The following is a 14,819-nucleotide window of genomic DNA, read 5'->3' on the forward strand; positions in this document are numbered from 1 at the left end:
CGCCAGCGCCAGCATCGCCGCGGCACCCAGGCCCTGCAGCGCGCGCGCCGCCAGCAGCCCGCGGAAGGACGCCAGTCCGGCGGCCAGCGAGGCGAGGCTGAACAGCAGGATGCCGGCCAGCAGCAGCCGGCGCTTGCCGATCAGATCGCCCAGCCGGCCGACGCCGACGATCAGCGAGGTGACGGTGAGCAGGTAGGCCAGCACCACCCATTGCACTTGCTGGAAGGAGACGCCGAAGGCGCGGGCCAGCTCCGGCAGGGCGACGTTGGCGATGCTGGTGCCCAGCGAGGACAGCAGCACGCACAGGGACAGGCAGGCCAGCGCGCCGCGCTGGCTGGAATGCGTGATGTTCAATCGAATGCTCCATGAGGTTTGCGATGGCGCGGGCGGCGGTTGGCCGTCCGCGCCTTGTCCATGCCTGCAGCCTAGGCCGGCGCGAGATATGGCGGAAGACGCGCGTCATGCATTAGATAGCTGCATGCGACGCCATGCCTAGCCGTGCTATGGTGGACGGATGAGCACACCCGATCTGAACCTGCTGATCACCCTGAACGCGTTGCTGGCGGAGGGCAGTGTGGCCGGCGCCGCGCGCCGGCTGGGCCTGAGCCCGTCCGCGATGAGCCGCGCGCTGGCGCGGCTGCGCGCGACGATGGGCGATCCCTTGCTGGTCCGCGCCGGACGCGGCCTGGTGCCGACGCCGCGGGCCCTGGCGCTGCGCGAGCGGATAGGCCCGCTGCTGGGCGAGGCGGAAGCGGCCCTGACGCCGGCGCGGGAACTGGACCTGTCCGCGCTGGAGCGCACCTTCACCTTGCGCACCAGCGACGGCTTCGTCGAGAACTTCGGCCCCCGCCTGCTGGAGCGGGCGGCCCGGGAGGCGCCGGGCGCGCGCTTCCGTTTCGCGCTCAAGGCCGACAAGGACAGCGCGCCGCTGCGCGACGGCAGCGTGGATCTGGACACCGGTGTGGTGGGCGCGTCGGCCGGGCCGGAGCTGCGGGTGAGGATGCTGTTCCGCGATCGTTTCGTCGGCGTGGCGCGCGCCGGGCATCCGCTGCTGGACGGCGAGATCAGCGCCGAGCGCTACGCCGCGGCCCGGCATGTCTGCATGTCGCGCAGCGGCCAGGAGCGGGGGCCGATAGACGCGGCGTTGAAGGCGCTGGGTTTGCGGCGCAACGTCGCCACTCTGGTAGGCGGCTTCACCGCGGCGCTGGCGTTGGCGCGCGCCACCGATCTGGTGGCCTCGGTGCCGGAGCGGCATACCGGCTTTCTGCGCGACGGCATGCAGAGCTTTCCGCTGCCGGTGGCGGTGCCCGGCATCGTCATCTCCATGATCTGGCATCCGCGGCATGACGCCGATCCGGCTCACCGCTGGCTGCGCGGCTGCGTCAAAGCGGCATGCGGCGAAGGATGGGAGGAAACCGGGGCCGGCGGCGCGGAGGAGTAGAGGCCGGAACGCCGCCAGCGCCCCGGCCGCCGTCAGCGAGAGGCTCGGCTGTGCACGTCGTGGGTGACGAAGGGCCGTTCCGGCGACGGCATGCTCAGCCATTCCGGATGGGCGAGGGTGGCGCGGATGTCGGCCAGGCCGCTAGCCCAGTGCTCGCGCATGGCGCGGGCGCCGAACTGGTAGTCCTTGTAGTGGCCTTCGCCGGGCTTGTCCTGGTAGATCAGGTGGATCACGTTGAACAGACGGTCGCAAGCCTGGCCGGCGGCATGGCGGTAGGCGGGGCTGCCGCGCGCCGCTTCCGGCACCAGCTCCATCACCTCGCGCAGCAGCTGGCGGTATTGCTGGCTATCCCGCATGTAGTCGGTGATCATCCGCGTGCGGCTGGAGAACTGGATGTCCTTCTGCCTGAGCGCGACCAGAGACAGGTCGGACGGCAACTCGCCGCGCGCGCTCCACAGGTCCACCTGGAATACCAGCGAATGCTTGCGCGGCCGCTCGCTCAGCACCGGCTGCAGCGGCGTGTTGGACACCATGCCGCCATCCCAGTAGTAATCGCCGTCTATCTCCACCGCAGGGAAGCCGGGAGGCAGCGCGCCGGACGCCATGAAGTGCTCGGCGCGCAGCCGCTGGCGGGTGTTGTCGAAATAGGCGAAGTTGCCGCTTTTCACGTTCACCGCGCCCACCGACACCCGCATTTCGCCGCTGTCGTTGAGGCGGTCGAAGTCCGCCAGCCGCTCCAGCGTGTCTTTCAGCGGCGAGGTGTCGTAAAAGCTGGCGGTGCCGCCGTCGCGGGGCGGCAGCGGCGGGCGCGGCTGGAAGAAGCCGTTCTGGCCTTCGATCAGCGCGCGCCAGGCTTCTAGGCCGTTCAGCCAGCCTTGCAGCGGCGGCGGCAGCGCCTGGGCGTCGTCCAGCAGATTGTGCGGCGTCGGCGGCAGTAGCGGCTGGCGGCTGATGGTGCGCCAGAACTGTTCCAGCCGTTCCGCGCGCTGGCGCGGCGGATTGCCGGCGATGATGGCGGCGTTCAGCGCGCCGATCGAGATGCCGGCCACCCAGTTGGGATGCAGATCGGCCTCCGCCAGCCCTTGGTAGACGCCGGCCTGGTAGGCGCCGAGCGCGCCGCCGCCTTGCAGCACCAGCGCCACCACCTGGTAGCGGTGGTCCGGCGGCAAGGCCGGGCTGCTGTAGGGCGCGGCGTCGGCGTGGCAGGCCGGATTGAGCTTGTCCTTCGCCATGCGCGCTCCTTATTGCATGAACCAGCCGTGGCTGACGACGAAGGACTGGCCGGTGAGGGCCGCGCTGGGGAAGGCGGCCAGGAACAGCGCGGTCTGGGCCACGTCGTCCACGGTGGTGAACACGCCGTCCACGGTATTGCCCAGCATCACCCGCTTGACCACTTCCTCTTCGCTGATGCCCAGCTCTTTCGCCTGTTCCGGAATCTGCTTGTCCACCAGCGGCGTGCGCACGAAGCCGGGGCAGATCACGTGGGAGCGCACATTGTAGGGCGCGCCTTCCTTGGCCAGCACCCGGGCCAGGCCCAGCAGCGCGTGTTTGGCGGCGACATAGGCCGACTTCAGCGGCGAGGCCTCGTGCGAGTGCACCGAGCCCATGTAGATCACCACGCCGCCGCGCTTGTCCTTGTACATGTGCTGCAGCGCGGCCCTGGTGGTGAGGAAGGCGCCGTCGACGTGTATCGCCTGCATCTTCTTCCAGTCGGCGAAGCTGTAGTTGACGATGGGATTGACGATCTGGATGCCGGCGTTGGACACCAGGATGTCGAGATGGCCGAAGGCGTCGACCACTTGCTGGGTGCCCTGGTTGACCGCATCCTCGCTGGTGACGTCCATCGCCACGCCTATCGCCTTGCCGCCGGCGGAGGCGATTTCGTCGGCGGTCTTGCGCGCGGCGTCCAGGTTGATGTCGGCGATGGCCACCGCCGCGCCGGCGCGGGCGTAGACCAGCGCGATCTCCTTGCCTATGCCGCTGGCGGCGCCGGTGATCAGGGCGACTTTTCCGTTCAATTGCATGGCGCTTCTCCTGTCGTTTCTGGAAGGGGAACAACTGGCAAAACCGGGTCGGAGCGCGGCGTCTGGCCGCCCTCCGGGCAATCGAGGCTTACTGGTACGAGGCCGGTCGGCGGGATGAGTTCCCCCGCGGACCGGCGGAGGCTTTTAGATATAGCCGAAGCGGCGGACGGCGTCGAGTATGACAATGGGTTGTTTTGTCGCCGGCGCTCACGCTGGGTCCGCCTGTTCCAGCCAGCGGCAGAAGGCGGCGACGGCCGGGTGGCCGTCGCGCGTTTCCGGCACATAGGCGAAGTAGCGCCAGTCTTCCAGCCGCGGGCCGGAAAACGGCTGCACCAGCCGGCCGCTGGTCAGATCGTCGGCGATCAGCCGGCTGGGGCCCAGCGCCACGCCCAGCCCGTCCAGCGCCGCCTGCAACGTCAGGTAGAAATGCTCCAGCGTCAGGCTGGCCGCCGGCTGCAGGCCGGACGCGCCGGCGGCGTCCAGCCACTGCGGCCAGAATTCCGGGCTGCCGGCGGTGTGCAGCAGGGTGTGGCGGGACAGGTCGGCCGGCGAGGAGATAGGCAGCCGTTCCAACAGGGCTGGGCTGCACACCGGCAGCCGGCTTTCCTGCAGGAATTCGTGGGCGATGAAGCCGGGCAAGGCCTGCGGGCCGCCGCGTATCGCCACCTCGAAGCTGTCGGCCAGTTGGGAGACGGGCTCGCTGGAGGTGGTCAGCTTCACCTCCACGTGCGGGTGCTGCAACTGGAAGCGGGACAGCCGCGGAATCAGCCAGCGCAGCGTGAAGGTGGCCGGCGCGTTCACCCGCAGCGGCATCGGGCCCTGCCGCAGCCTGGCGCTGGCCGTTTCTATCCGCTCCAGCGCCGCGCGGACGTCGGCGAGGTAGTCGCGGCCGGCGTCGGTGAGCCGCACCTGGCGGTGCTGGCGCTCGAACAGCGGTGTTCCCAGCCATTCCTCCAGCAGGCGGATCTGCCGGCTGACCGCGCCGTGGGTGACGTGCAGCAGCCCGGCGGCCTCGCTGAAGCTTTGGCGGACGGCGGCGGCCTCGAACGCGCGCAAGGCGTTCAGCGGCGGGAGGTCTCGTTTCATTCGTGTGAGTTTTCCTGACATGAAAAGCCAGAATAAGTCGTTTGTCGGCCAGTCGGCAAGTTGCGTAAGGTGTTGTCGCAACAGCATCAATTTTCAATTTTGGAGAAACGCATGAACAAGGTGATCGTGACGGGCGCGCAATGGGGCGACGAGGGCAAGGGGCGGATCGTCGATCTGCTGGCCGAGACGGCGGACTGCGTGGTGCGTTTCAACGGCGGCCACAACGCCGGCCACACGCTGGTGGTGGGCGGCAAGACTTGGAAGCTGGCCTTGCTGCCCTGCGGCCTCTTGCGCGGCAAGCTGGGCGTGATCGGCAACGGCGTGGTGGTGGACCCGCAGGCGCTGCTGGCCGAGATCGACCGCATCGCCGCCGAGGGGCTGGCGATCGGGCCGGACCAGCTGGCCGTCGCCGACAACGCCACCTTGCTGCTGCCGTCCCACATCGCGCTGGACGCGGCGCAGGAGGCGGCGCGCACCCAGGCGATCGGCACCACCGGCCGCGGCATCGGGCCGGCTTTCGAGGACCGGGCCGGCCGGCGGGCGATCCGGCTGGCTGATCTGGCCGATCCGGCGGTTTTGCGCGGGCGGCTGGAGGAGACGCTGCGCTACCACAACGCGGTGCTGGCGGCGCTGGGGCGGTCGGTTTTCGAACTGGAGCCGATGCTGGTGGCGCTGCTGGAGCAGGCGCGCCGCATCCTGCCCTATTTGCGGCCGGCGTGGAAGCTGTTGAACGAGGCCGACGAGGCCGGCCGGCGCATTCTGTTCGAAGGCGCGCAGGCGATGCTGCTGGATGTCGAGCACGGCACCTATCCCTTCGTCACCTCGTCCGGCACCGGACCGGCGCAGGCGGCCTCCGGCTCCGGCCTGGGCAGCGCCGCGCGCGGCCATGCGCTGGGCGTGTGCAAGGCTTACGCCACGCGGGTGGGCGGCGGGCCGTTCCCCACAGAACTGGACGACGCCGTTGGCGATCGCCTGCGCGAGCGCGGCGGCGAGTACGGCACCAACACCGGCCGGCCGCGCCGCTGCGGCTGGCTGGACGCGGCCTTGCTGCGCCAGAGCGTGCGGGTGGGCGGCATCGCCAGCCTGGCGCTGACCAAGCTGGACGTGCTGGACGGGATGGACGAACTGAAGATCTGCACCGGCTATCGGCTGGACGGCGTTCTGCGGGATGATTATCCGGCGGGGCTGGCCGAGCGCGGCCGGATCGAGCCGGTGTACGAGACGCTGCCGGGCTGGCAGGAAAGCACCCGCGGCGCGCGCAGCCTGGACGCGCTGCCGGAGCAGGCGCGCGCCTATGTGCGGCGTATAGAGGAATTGGCGGGCGCGCCGGTGTCGCTGATCTCAACCGGAGCCGAGCGCGACGATGTGATCCGCCTGGCCGATCCGTGGACGCTGGGCGCCTGAGAACCTGTTCAAAGTCTCGCGAGCAAGAGTGAAACAAGGCGAAAACAAGCGAAAAAGCGGAATGTACAAGTGGTACATGAGCATTTTGAGCTTGTTTTCAACGCCGTATCGCCGAAGCGCAGCAGACTTTGAAAAGGTTCTGAGCGCGGAGGCTTAGCCGCCGGCGTTCAGGTAGAAGCGGATGCGCCGCCGGGTCAACTCGTCGCGCTGGGCGGCGATGGCGTTCCACAGGCAATCCACCTGCCTGGGATGGCTGGCGGCGTAGCGGCGCGAGACCGGCAGGAAGTAGGGTTTGGTGCTGATGGGCAACGCCAGCTTGCGCACCGGCAGCGTTGGATTGCGCGCAAGGTAGGCGTCGCCCAGCGTTTCGTGCACCGCGTAGGCGTCGATGCGCTTGCTGGCCAGCTTGTCGAAGTTCTGCGCCACGCTGTTGGCGGTCTCCGCCGGGATGCCCAGCCGCTGCAGATCGGTGTTGATCGACCAGCCGGCGTTGGCGCCGACGCTGCGCCGCAGATTGGACAGCTTCTTGCCGTCCCAGCCCACATCGCTGTCGCGGCGCACGTAGAGCGCGTAACTGAGCGTGGCCAGCCGCCGCGCCTCGTCCGGTTTGCCGCCTTGCAGCGGAAAGGCGGCGTAGGCGGCGCGGTCGGCGGTGTAGGAAAGCATCATCACGGCGTCCAGCGAGCCGTGCTCCAATTCCTTTAGCAGCCGCGCGCCGGGCAGCAGGCGAATATCGGCCTTCAGCCGGCAACTGCGCGCGGCCGCCTGCACCAGCTCCACAGATAGGCCGGGGCGGCGAGGGTCCAGCGTGTCGTTGCCCATCTTGTAGGGCGGAAAGGCCTGATCGCCTATGCCCACCGTCAGCGTTTCCGCGGCGGCGGCGGCGCTGAGGCCGCAGGCGAACAGCAGAATCAATGGTTTCATGCTGGGAAGCCTACCCTTCGAACATTATCGTCAATGTAACGTTTTGGGTCTTGTTAGGATAGTCCGTCAGGTAGGAAGGCATGGCGGCTGGCTTGCGGCGGCTTGCTCGGGTAGGCTGGATGCTTTCCATGCTGAGGGCATGAGCGCATGCCTCCGGCCGTAATTCAAATAAGGAAACGCATCGTGCAAATGCCGAAACTGGGAGTGGGCACCTTCCGCCTGAAGGAACAGCAGGCCGAGGAGTCGGTGACGATGGGACTGGATCTGGGCTACCGCCACATCGACACCGCGCAGATCTACCGCAACGAGGCCGATGTCGGCCGCGCCATCGCCAAGGGCGGCGTGCCGCGCGACGAGCTGTACGTCACCACCAAGATCTGGATCGACAAGTTCGGCCAGGGCAAGCTGATTCCCAGCCTGCGGGAGAGCCTGGACAAGTTGGGCCTGGACAGCGTGGACATGACGCTGATCCATTGGCCTTCGCCCAAGGACGAAGTGCCGATGGCGGTGTACATGAACCAGTTGGCCGAGGCCAAGCAGCTGGGCCTGACCCGCGAGATCGGCGTGTCCAACTTCACCATCGCTCATCTCAAACAAGCCATAGACGCCGTGGGCGCCCAGGAGATCGGCACTCACCAACTGGAAGTGCATCCCTATCTGCAGAACCTCAAGGTCCGCGCCTTCTGCCGCGATCGCGGCATCGCGCTGACCGGCTACATGCCGCTGGCCTACGGCCGGGTGGTGAGCGATCCGGTACTGTTGGCCATCGCCGACAAGCACGGGGCGACCGCGGCGCAGGTAGCCTTGGCCTGGCAGCTGCGGCAGGACATCGCGGTGATCCCGTCCTCCACCAAGCGCGCCAATCTGGCGGCAAACCTGGACGCGCTGAAGCTGCGTTTGGACGAGGATGACATGGCGCGCATCGCCAAATTGGAAGACGGCGGCCGCATCGCCAAGCCGGACTTCGCCCCGGCTTGGGACGCCTAATCCATCGCTCGCTGCGCGGAGTACAATAATGGTTTTCGCCCCGCGCGGCGTTTTGTGGATGAAGAGCAATGAGTGAAGAGCTGAAGATCGAGGACTTGGTGGTGGGCGAGGGCAAGGAGGCGGTGCGCGGCGCCCTGATCACCAGCCATTACACCGGCTGGCTGGAGGATGGCACCAAGTTCGACTCCTCGCTGGACAAGGGCCGTCCGTTCCAGTGCGTGATCGGCACCGGCCGCGTGATCAAGGGCTGGGACCAGGGGATGATGGGCATGAGGGTGGGCGGCAAGCGCAAGCTGTGGGTGCCGGCGCACTTGGCCTATGGCGAGCGCCAGATCGGCGACCGCATTCCGGCCAATTCCAACCTGGTGTTCGAGATCGAGTTGCTGGAAGTGCTGACGCGGGATGAATAAGCCGGATTTTTTTGTCGATACCTCGATGGGCGAGCTGCTGGCGGAAACCCGGCGGAATTTCGCCAAGCGGCCGAGATGGTGGCATGCAATCTGCGGCCGCATCCTGTATACCCATCCGCCGACTTTCATCGGCCCTGACGACGGCTTGAACGAGATCTACAAGCAACAGACGCTGCTGTTCAACCACGGCAGCGTGCGCTGGGCGGCGCTGGTGCAGGCCAACCGCCTGTTGTTCGAGGTCGGCGGTTACGATCTTCCGCTTCTGCTGCTGCATTCCGCGGATCCCGAATTTGATGATAAGCCGCAAGCCTTGGCGAAACTGGCGGAGGACTTGTACCGGCTCAAGCATACCGAACCCGAGGATGAGTCGAGGGCGAGGCTGGCGCAGTTTGTGACCGATGAAATGGATCGCTGCCTGGGCATGCAATTGCCGTCGGAATGGTCGGAGAGCGCCGTGATGGCGTCCACCGCGATGTTTTTCCGCCGCTATGCGCCGAATGAGCGCATCACCGGGCGTTGGTATCCGATACTGACGCACCCGTCCACCCAAGCCGTGTTGCAGTTGCCCAAGCTGTTTTGGCCGGAACGTCTGATGGCGATGTGGGAAAACGAAGAGTTGTATTGAACCGCAATCCGTTTTCTCCACGAAAGAGGCCCATTCGGGCCTCTTTTCGATTCAGCCGCCGATCAATAGCCGATGTTCTTCACCGCCTGCGGGCCGAGCCGCTGGCAAAGCTGCATCAGGTACAGGCTGTCCGGCCCAACGCGGACGTTGGCCGAGTCGACGCTTCCCAGCTTGGGCGGCACCGGCACGCCTTGGGCGTCCGGCACATTAGGCGTCAGCGCGCCGCTGCTGCCTATCGCCCAGTTGGTCGCGCCTGGCGGCGCGGCGATGGCCAGTTGGTCCGCCTTGGAATTCCACGTCACGCCCCAGCCCATGCTCCAGCCGTGGCCGCTGCCGTCGGCGCCGCGGTTGCCCAGCGCGATCGCGTCGCTGACGTCGGCGTTGTCCACCAACAGACCGGTGGCCCAGCGCTGGTGAGGCTCGATATTGCCGCAGGCCTCGGCGCGGCCGGTGAAGTTCAGCAGCACGTTGGGGCCGCCGGCCTGGGCCTGGGTGGCGTAGTAGAACGACTTTTTGCTGCCGGTGGACGCGCTGCGGTTCACCAGCACCTGGCTGCCGGCGATGCTGAATTCGAAGGCCTTGGCGCCGGTGCAGTCGACATTGTTGTGGTCGTGGTTCAGCGCCACTTTTTCCAGCGTCAGCCGCCGGCCTTGCTTGCCGACCACCACGCCGTTGGTGAAGTTGTGAGCCTGGATGTCGTTGAGCCAGCCGTCGGTCAGATTGTCCAGATTCGCCACGCCGTAGTCGGCGCCGCTGCCGTTGGGCAGGCCTTCCAGCGCCAGGTGTTCGGCGCCGATCTGGCTGGCGATGCCGCTGGCGGCGTATTTCTGCACGCTGCCGCCGTTGCCACCCAAGTAGCCGCTGTCGAAGGAATCGGACAGCGGGATGTCCAGCGTCAGCTGGTTGCTGCTGACGGCGGCGACGGTGCGCAGCCAGGTTTCGTTGTTGTTGCCGGCGTTGATCCAGGTTTGCGGTTTGCCGTCGCGGACCAGCTGGTCCATGTTCATGAAGTGGATCCACTCGGCGCTGGCGCGGCGGCGGATCATCACGGCGTCGCCGGGCTTGAAGCCGGGCGCGTTGGAAACATGGATGACGCTGCCGCCGGAGGGCGCATAGTTGTCGCTGATGGCGGCGGCCGATCCAACCGGCGTCAGGCTGGCGCTGGCGCCGCCCAGGCTTAGCATCGCGTGGCCGGAGCCTTGCGCCTTCAGCACGGTGCCGCCGGCGCCGGACCCGCTGCCGCGCAGCACCACGCCGTCGCTGGCCAGCTGGATCGGCGACTCGAGCAGGAAGACGCCAGGGGCGAGCAGCACCGCGCCGCGCACGCCGTTCACCGCCGGCAAGGCGGCCACCTTGGCGATGGCGGCCTGGATGTTGGCGAGATCGCTGGCCGCGCTGCCGCTGGGCTTCACTGTCGCCTTCACCGGGGCGGCCGGCAGCGCGACGCCGCCGCCCATATAGCCGGCGCTGGAGAAGTCCATGATGCGGTCGCCGTTGCTATTCAGCGGCGCATAGGCGAGGCCGCCCTGGCCGTCGTCCTTCACCCAGCGGCTGCGCGCGGCGTTCTTGCCCCACAGAGCCTGGCAGGACTGGGCGAAGGCGTCATGGCGGATGGCCTGAAACGGCGCGGCGGTTGCGGCTTGGCCTGCGAGCGCGGCGGCCATGGTCAGCGCCAGCCGCTTGATCGAATGTTTCATTGCTGAGGGTTTCCTGTCTGCGTTGAATGGAAAGCGGAGGCGCGGGTGGTCTTGGTTATTGTTACGGCATATTGATAGCACGCAGTATATGTAAGCGTCTGTTACGAGATGGAGGCGGTATGTAAATCCTGGCCGGGAATACAGGGCGAAAAAAAGCCCCGGCCGTGGTGGCCCGGGGCAAGTGGTGAAACACGGGTTGAGAAACTCAGTGGGCCTGGCTGGTGTCGGCGACGCGGCTGGGCCTGGGCGCCAGCCAGATCGCGCAGGCGGCGACGACGAAGGACAGGCCGGCCAGCCAGAAGATCTGGTTGGTGGACAGCATGATGCTCTGCGCCTGCAGCGTCTGTTCTATGGTGCCCCAGGCCGCGCTGTCGGACAGGCCGCCGCCGGTCAGCGCGCGCAGCGCGTCGCCGCCGCTGTCCACCATGCCGACCAGCTCGGCGTGGTTGTAATTGGCCTTGTCGTCCCAGGCGGTGGTGACCAGCGAGGTGGCGAAGGCGCCGGACAGCGTGCGCATGAAGCTCATCAGGCCGGCCGCCGACGCCACTTCCGCCGGCTCCACGCTGGCCAGCGCCAGGCCGGTCAGCGGCACGAAGAAGAAGGGCATGCCCAGGCCCTGGAACAGCAGCGGCAGCGCCACCTGCCAGAAGCCCATGTCGGTGGTGGAGAAGCTGCGGTACAGGGTGACGCAGCCCAGCCACATCACGCCGCAGAACACCAGCTTGCGCGGATCCATCCGCGAGGACAGCTGGGCGGCGATCGGCGCCACCATTACCGCCAGCACGCCGCTCATCGCGGTGGCGTAGCCGGCCTGGGTGGCGGTGTAACCCATATAGGCCTGCAGCCATTGCGGCGTCAGCACGGTGGCGCCGAAGAACGATCCGAACGCCAGCGAGATGGTGAGCACGCTGGCCCAGAAGCCGCGGTGGCGGAACACCCGAAGGTTGACGATGGGCTGGGCCTCGGTCAGTTCCCAGATCAGGAAGGCGGCGAAGCCCACCAGCGCGGCGATGGCCATGCCGACGATGGCTGGCGAGGCGAACCAATCCAGCTCCTTGCCCTTGTCCAGCATCAGCTGCAGCGCGCCCACCCACACCACCAGCAGCGCCAGGCCGACCGCGTCGACGCGCAGCTTGACGATGCGGCTTTGGTAGCGCTTGAGCAGGTTCCAGCCGAGGAAGCCGCAGCCCAGCGCGATCGGCACGTTGATGTAGAAGATCCACGGCCAACTGGCCTGGTCGCACAGCGTGCCGCCCAGAATCGGTCCCATGATGGGCGCGATCAGCGTGGTCATGCTCCACAGGCCTATCGCCGCGCCGGCCTTCTGCTTGGGGAAGATCTGCAGCAGCAGCGTCTGCGACATCGGCATCAGGGGGCCGCCGGCCAGGCCCTGCAGCACGCGGAACAGCACCAGCGTCTCCAGCGAGCCGGCCAGGCCGCACAGCATGGAGAACAGGCCGAACAGCAGCATCGATCCGACGAACAGCCGCACAGTGCCGAAGCGCGCCGCCAGCCAGCCGGTCAGCGGCACGATGATGGCCTCGGCCACCGCGTAGGAGGTGATGACATAGGTGCCCTGGCTGGACGACACCGCAAGGCCGCCGGCGATATTGGGCACCGACACGTTGGCGATGGTGGTGTCCAGCACCACCATGAAGTTGGCGGCGGCCAGCACCAGCGCCGCCAGCCACAGCATATTGCCGGTCAGCGGCCGCTGGATTTCGCCGGCCGCCGGATTCGCGCTAGACATGATGGCCTCACTCGCTGACGTCTATGGTGGCTTCCATCGACAGCCCCACCTGCAGCGGATGGGCTTTCAGCTCGGCCGGGTCCAGCGCGACGCGCACCGGCAGCCGCTGCACCACCTTGATCCAGTTGCCGGTGGCGTTCTGCGCCGGAATCATCGAAAACGCGGCGCCGGAGCCGCCGGACAGGCCGGCCACCTTGCCGTGGTACACCACCTTGCCGCCGTAGAGGTCGGCGGTCAGCTCCACCGGCTGGCCGACGCGCACGCGGTTCAGCTGCACTTCCTTGAAGTTGGCGTCGACATGGGCGTTCTGCAGCGGCACCACCGACATCAGCGGCGTGCCGGACTGCACCCGCTGTCCCACCTGGGCCTGGCGCTTGGCCACCACGCCGTCCATCTGGGCGCGGATCACCGTGCGCGCGAGGTCCAGCCTGGCTTGGTCGCGCTTGGCGCGGGCCAGCGCCACTTCCGGGTTGTCGTCCACCGTGGTGTCGGCGGTCAGGGTCTGGTTGGCTTTCAGGCTGCCGACGGCGGCGCGGTAGTTGGCCTCGCTCTGGCGGCTGGCGGCCTCGGCGGCCTTCAGGCTGGCTGACGCGGTGGCGTAGGCGTTCTGCGCGTTGCTCAACTCTTCGCCGGACACCGAGCCGCTTTTCGCCAGCGCTTGGCGGCGCTGCAGGTCCAGCCGGGCGCGTTCCAGGTCGGCGCGGGCCGACGCCAGTTGCGCGGCGGAGCGGGCCTCGTCAGCGCTGCGCGCCTGGGCCTGGGCCGACAAGCCCTCGTCGTTGGCGAAGTAGCCTTTCACCCGGCGCTCGGCGCGGGCGAGGTCGGCTTCGGCCTGGGCCAGGGCTAGCTTGGCGTCGCTGTCGTTCAGCACCACCAGCACCTCGCCGGCCTTCACCGCCTGGGTGTCGACCACCTTCACCTGCTGTATGGTGCCGGCCACTTCGGGCGTCACCTGGGCGATCTCGGCGGCGACATAGGCGTTGTCGGTGCTGACGTGATGGGAGCCGACCAGCGTCCAGTAGCCGCCGTAGGCGACGGCCGCCGCGGCGACGGCGCCGAACAGCAGCGTGAACAGCTTCTTGCGTTGCAGGGGATGGCCGGCGGCGGCGGGCGCCGCGGAAGCCGGCAGGGCTTGTGCGTTTTCGCTCATGATGGGTAGTCCAGATGTGGGTTTGCCGACGGCCTCAGAACCTGTTTACGATCTGCGCCGATTCGGCGATTCGGCGTTGAAAACGTCTTCGGAATGCTCATGTACCGGGTGTACATTCCGCTTTCTCAACCGTTTTCGCCTTGTCTCGCTCCCGCTCGCGAGATCGTAAGCAGGTTCTCAGCGGGCGGCCTGTTGTTCTGTTTGCTGGTAGCCGCCGCCCAGCGCCTTGACAAGCGCCACGTCCAGCGAGAAGCGGCGCGCTTGCAGATTGGCCAGCCCGCGGCGGGCGGTGATCACGCTGTCTTCTGCGGTCAGCACGTCCAGGTAATTGGCCAGTCCGCCGTCGAAGCGGTCTTGGCTGACGCGGTAGGCCTCGTCGGCGGCGGTCAGCGCTTCCTGCCGCTGTTGCAGCTGCGGTGTCAGCGCGGCTTGGCTGGAGACGGTGTCGGCCACTTCGCGCAGCGCCTGGCTCAGCGTGGCGTCGTAGCTGGCGACGGCGGCGTCGTAATCGCCGCGCGCGGCGCGGTATTGGCCTTGCAACTGGCCGCCGCGGAAGATGGGCAGATTGATCGCCGGGCCGACGCCGGCTATGCCGGAACCGGCCTTGTCGAACAGGCCCAGCCCCAGTGATTGGGCGCCGACGAAGGCGGTGAGGTTGATGTTGGGGTAGAACTGGGCCTCGGCGGCATTGATGCGCTTGGCCGCGGCTTCCGCGCGGAGCCGGGCGGCGGCGAGATCGGGTCGGCGGCCCAGCAGCTCGGCCGCCAGCGCGGCCGGGAGCCGCTGTTCGCGAAACAGTTTGGCGCCCGGGCGGGCGATGGCCAGGCCGCGGTCGGGTCCGGCGCCGATCAGCGCGGCCAGGCTATGGCGCTGCAGGACGATGCTTTCATCGGCGGCCGCCAGGTCGGCTCGGGCGGCGGCCTCGCGCGATTCCGCCTGGCGCAGCACGCCGCGGGTGTCCATGCCTTGTTGCCAACGCTGCAGCATCAGCTTGGCGGTGTGCTCGCGCACGTCCAGCGCCTGGGCGGCGGCGTCGCGCTCGGAAAACAGCCGCGCCAGTTCGGCGTAACCGGCGGCCAGCGAGGCGGTCAGCATCAGCCTGGCCTGGGCCGCGTCGGCGCGGGCGGCGGTCAGGTCCGAGGTCGCGGCGGCCAGCGAGGCGCGGTTCTTGCCCCAGAAGTCCAATTCGTAACTGAAGTCCAGCGTGGCGCGGCCGCTGGTGTTGAAGCCAGCCGGCGCCGGCATGCCGTTGTTGTAGCTCTGCTTGTCGCGGTCGATCGCGGCGTTCAGGTCCGCGCCGGGCAGCCGCGCGGCGCCGGCT

14 protein-coding genes are annotated in these 14,819 nt (G+C 68.0%); 5 read left to right on the plus strand and 9 right to left on the minus strand.

Annotated elements, in window-relative coordinates; all coding sequences use genetic code 11:
• Positions 1 to 354 (minus strand): MFS transporter (locus LQR33_RS22860; protein ID WP_231470557.1); only part of this gene is annotated, 354 nt, incomplete at its 3' end.
• A gap of 160 nt (positions 355 to 514) precedes the next feature.
• On the opposite strand from LQR33_RS22860, the gene LQR33_RS22865 reads away from it, so the two are divergent.
• Positions 515 to 1,441, plus strand: a complete 927-nt coding sequence (locus LQR33_RS22865) for a LysR family transcriptional regulator (RefSeq protein ID WP_231470559.1) — start codon at positions 515 to 517, stop codon at positions 1,439 to 1,441.
• 32 nt (positions 1,442 to 1,473) lie between these two features.
• Here the strand turns inward: LQR33_RS22865 and LQR33_RS22870 are convergent, their stop codons facing one another.
• The 3 genes from LQR33_RS22870 to gcvA form a co-directional block, all read right to left on the minus strand.
• On the minus strand, positions 1,474 to 2,673 hold the full coding sequence (locus LQR33_RS22870) for a patatin-like phospholipase family protein (RefSeq protein ID WP_231470561.1): 1,200 nt from the start codon (positions 2,671 to 2,673) through the stop codon (positions 1,474 to 1,476).
• Between the two features lie 9 nt (positions 2,674 to 2,682).
• Positions 2,683 to 3,465, minus strand: a complete 783-nt coding sequence (locus LQR33_RS22875; RefSeq protein ID WP_166439608.1) for a 3-hydroxybutyrate dehydrogenase — start codon at positions 3,463 to 3,465, stop codon at positions 2,683 to 2,685.
• Positions 3,466 to 3,672: 207 nt separating this feature from the next.
• Positions 3,673 to 4,551 carry a transcriptional regulator GcvA gene (gcvA, locus tag LQR33_RS22880; RefSeq protein ID WP_221664929.1) on the minus strand — a complete coding sequence of 293 codons (879 nt, stop codon included), beginning with the start codon at positions 4,549 to 4,551 and terminating at the stop codon, positions 3,673 to 3,675.
• A gap of 111 nt (positions 4,552 to 4,662) precedes the next feature.
• Between gcvA and LQR33_RS22885 the strand changes: the two genes are divergently transcribed.
• Positions 4,663 to 5,955: an adenylosuccinate synthase gene (locus LQR33_RS22885; protein WP_231470563.1), complete on the plus strand. Its 1,293-nt coding sequence runs from the start codon at positions 4,663 to 4,665 to the stop codon at positions 5,953 to 5,955.
• A gap of 153 nt (positions 5,956 to 6,108) precedes the next feature.
• Here the strand turns inward: LQR33_RS22885 and LQR33_RS22890 are convergent, their stop codons facing one another.
• The gene (locus tag LQR33_RS22890) at positions 6,109 to 6,879 is read right to left on the minus strand and encodes a substrate-binding periplasmic protein (RefSeq protein WP_221664927.1); all 771 of its coding nucleotides are present in this window, start codon (positions 6,877 to 6,879) and stop codon (positions 6,109 to 6,111) included.
• A gap of 189 nt (positions 6,880 to 7,068) precedes the next feature.
• Between LQR33_RS22890 and dkgB the strand changes: the two genes are divergently transcribed.
• From dkgB to LQR33_RS22905, 3 genes are all read left to right on the plus strand, one after another.
• On the plus strand, positions 7,069 to 7,866 hold the full coding sequence (gene dkgB, locus LQR33_RS22895; protein ID WP_231470569.1) for a 2,5-didehydrogluconate reductase DkgB: 798 nt from the start codon (positions 7,069 to 7,071) through the stop codon (positions 7,864 to 7,866).
• Positions 7,867 to 7,934: 68 nt separating this feature from the next.
• Positions 7,935 to 8,276, plus strand: coding sequence for an FKBP-type peptidyl-prolyl cis-trans isomerase (locus tag LQR33_RS22900; RefSeq protein ID WP_166439612.1), 342 nt, complete (start codon positions 7,935 to 7,937; stop codon positions 8,274 to 8,276).
• Positions 8,269 to 8,901 carry a hypothetical protein gene (locus LQR33_RS22905; RefSeq protein ID WP_166439613.1) on the plus strand — a complete coding sequence of 211 codons (633 nt, stop codon included), beginning with the start codon at positions 8,269 to 8,271 and terminating at the stop codon, positions 8,899 to 8,901. The genes LQR33_RS22900 and LQR33_RS22905 overlap by 8 nt, the downstream gene beginning before the upstream one ends.
• Positions 8,902 to 8,963: 62 nt before the next feature.
• Here LQR33_RS22905 and LQR33_RS22910 read toward each other — a convergent pair whose 3' ends face one another.
• The 4 genes from LQR33_RS22910 to LQR33_RS22925 all read right to left on the minus strand — a co-directional run.
• Entirely contained in the window at positions 8,964 to 10,598 is a 1,635-nt protein-coding gene (locus LQR33_RS22910) for a hypothetical protein (protein WP_231470565.1), read from the minus strand.
• A gap of 205 nt (positions 10,599 to 10,803) precedes the next feature.
• Positions 10,804 to 12,348: a DHA2 family efflux MFS transporter permease subunit gene (locus LQR33_RS22915; RefSeq protein ID WP_221668181.1), complete on the minus strand. Its 1,545-nt coding sequence runs from the start codon at positions 12,346 to 12,348 to the stop codon at positions 10,804 to 10,806.
• Between the two features lie 7 nt (positions 12,349 to 12,355).
• A complete protein-coding gene (locus tag LQR33_RS22920) occupies positions 12,356 to 13,498 on the minus strand; it encodes an HlyD family secretion protein (RefSeq protein ID WP_221668180.1) in 1,143 nt (380 codons plus the stop codon).
• Between the two features lie 177 nt (positions 13,499 to 13,675).
• On the minus strand, positions 13,676 to 14,819 hold a 1,144-nt coding region (locus LQR33_RS22925; RefSeq protein ID WP_231470567.1), incomplete at its 5' end, for an efflux transporter outer membrane subunit.

Source organism: Chromobacterium piscinae (genome assembly GCF_021129175.1).
GTDB lineage: Bacteria > Pseudomonadota > Gammaproteobacteria > Burkholderiales > Chromobacteriaceae > Chromobacterium > Chromobacterium piscinae.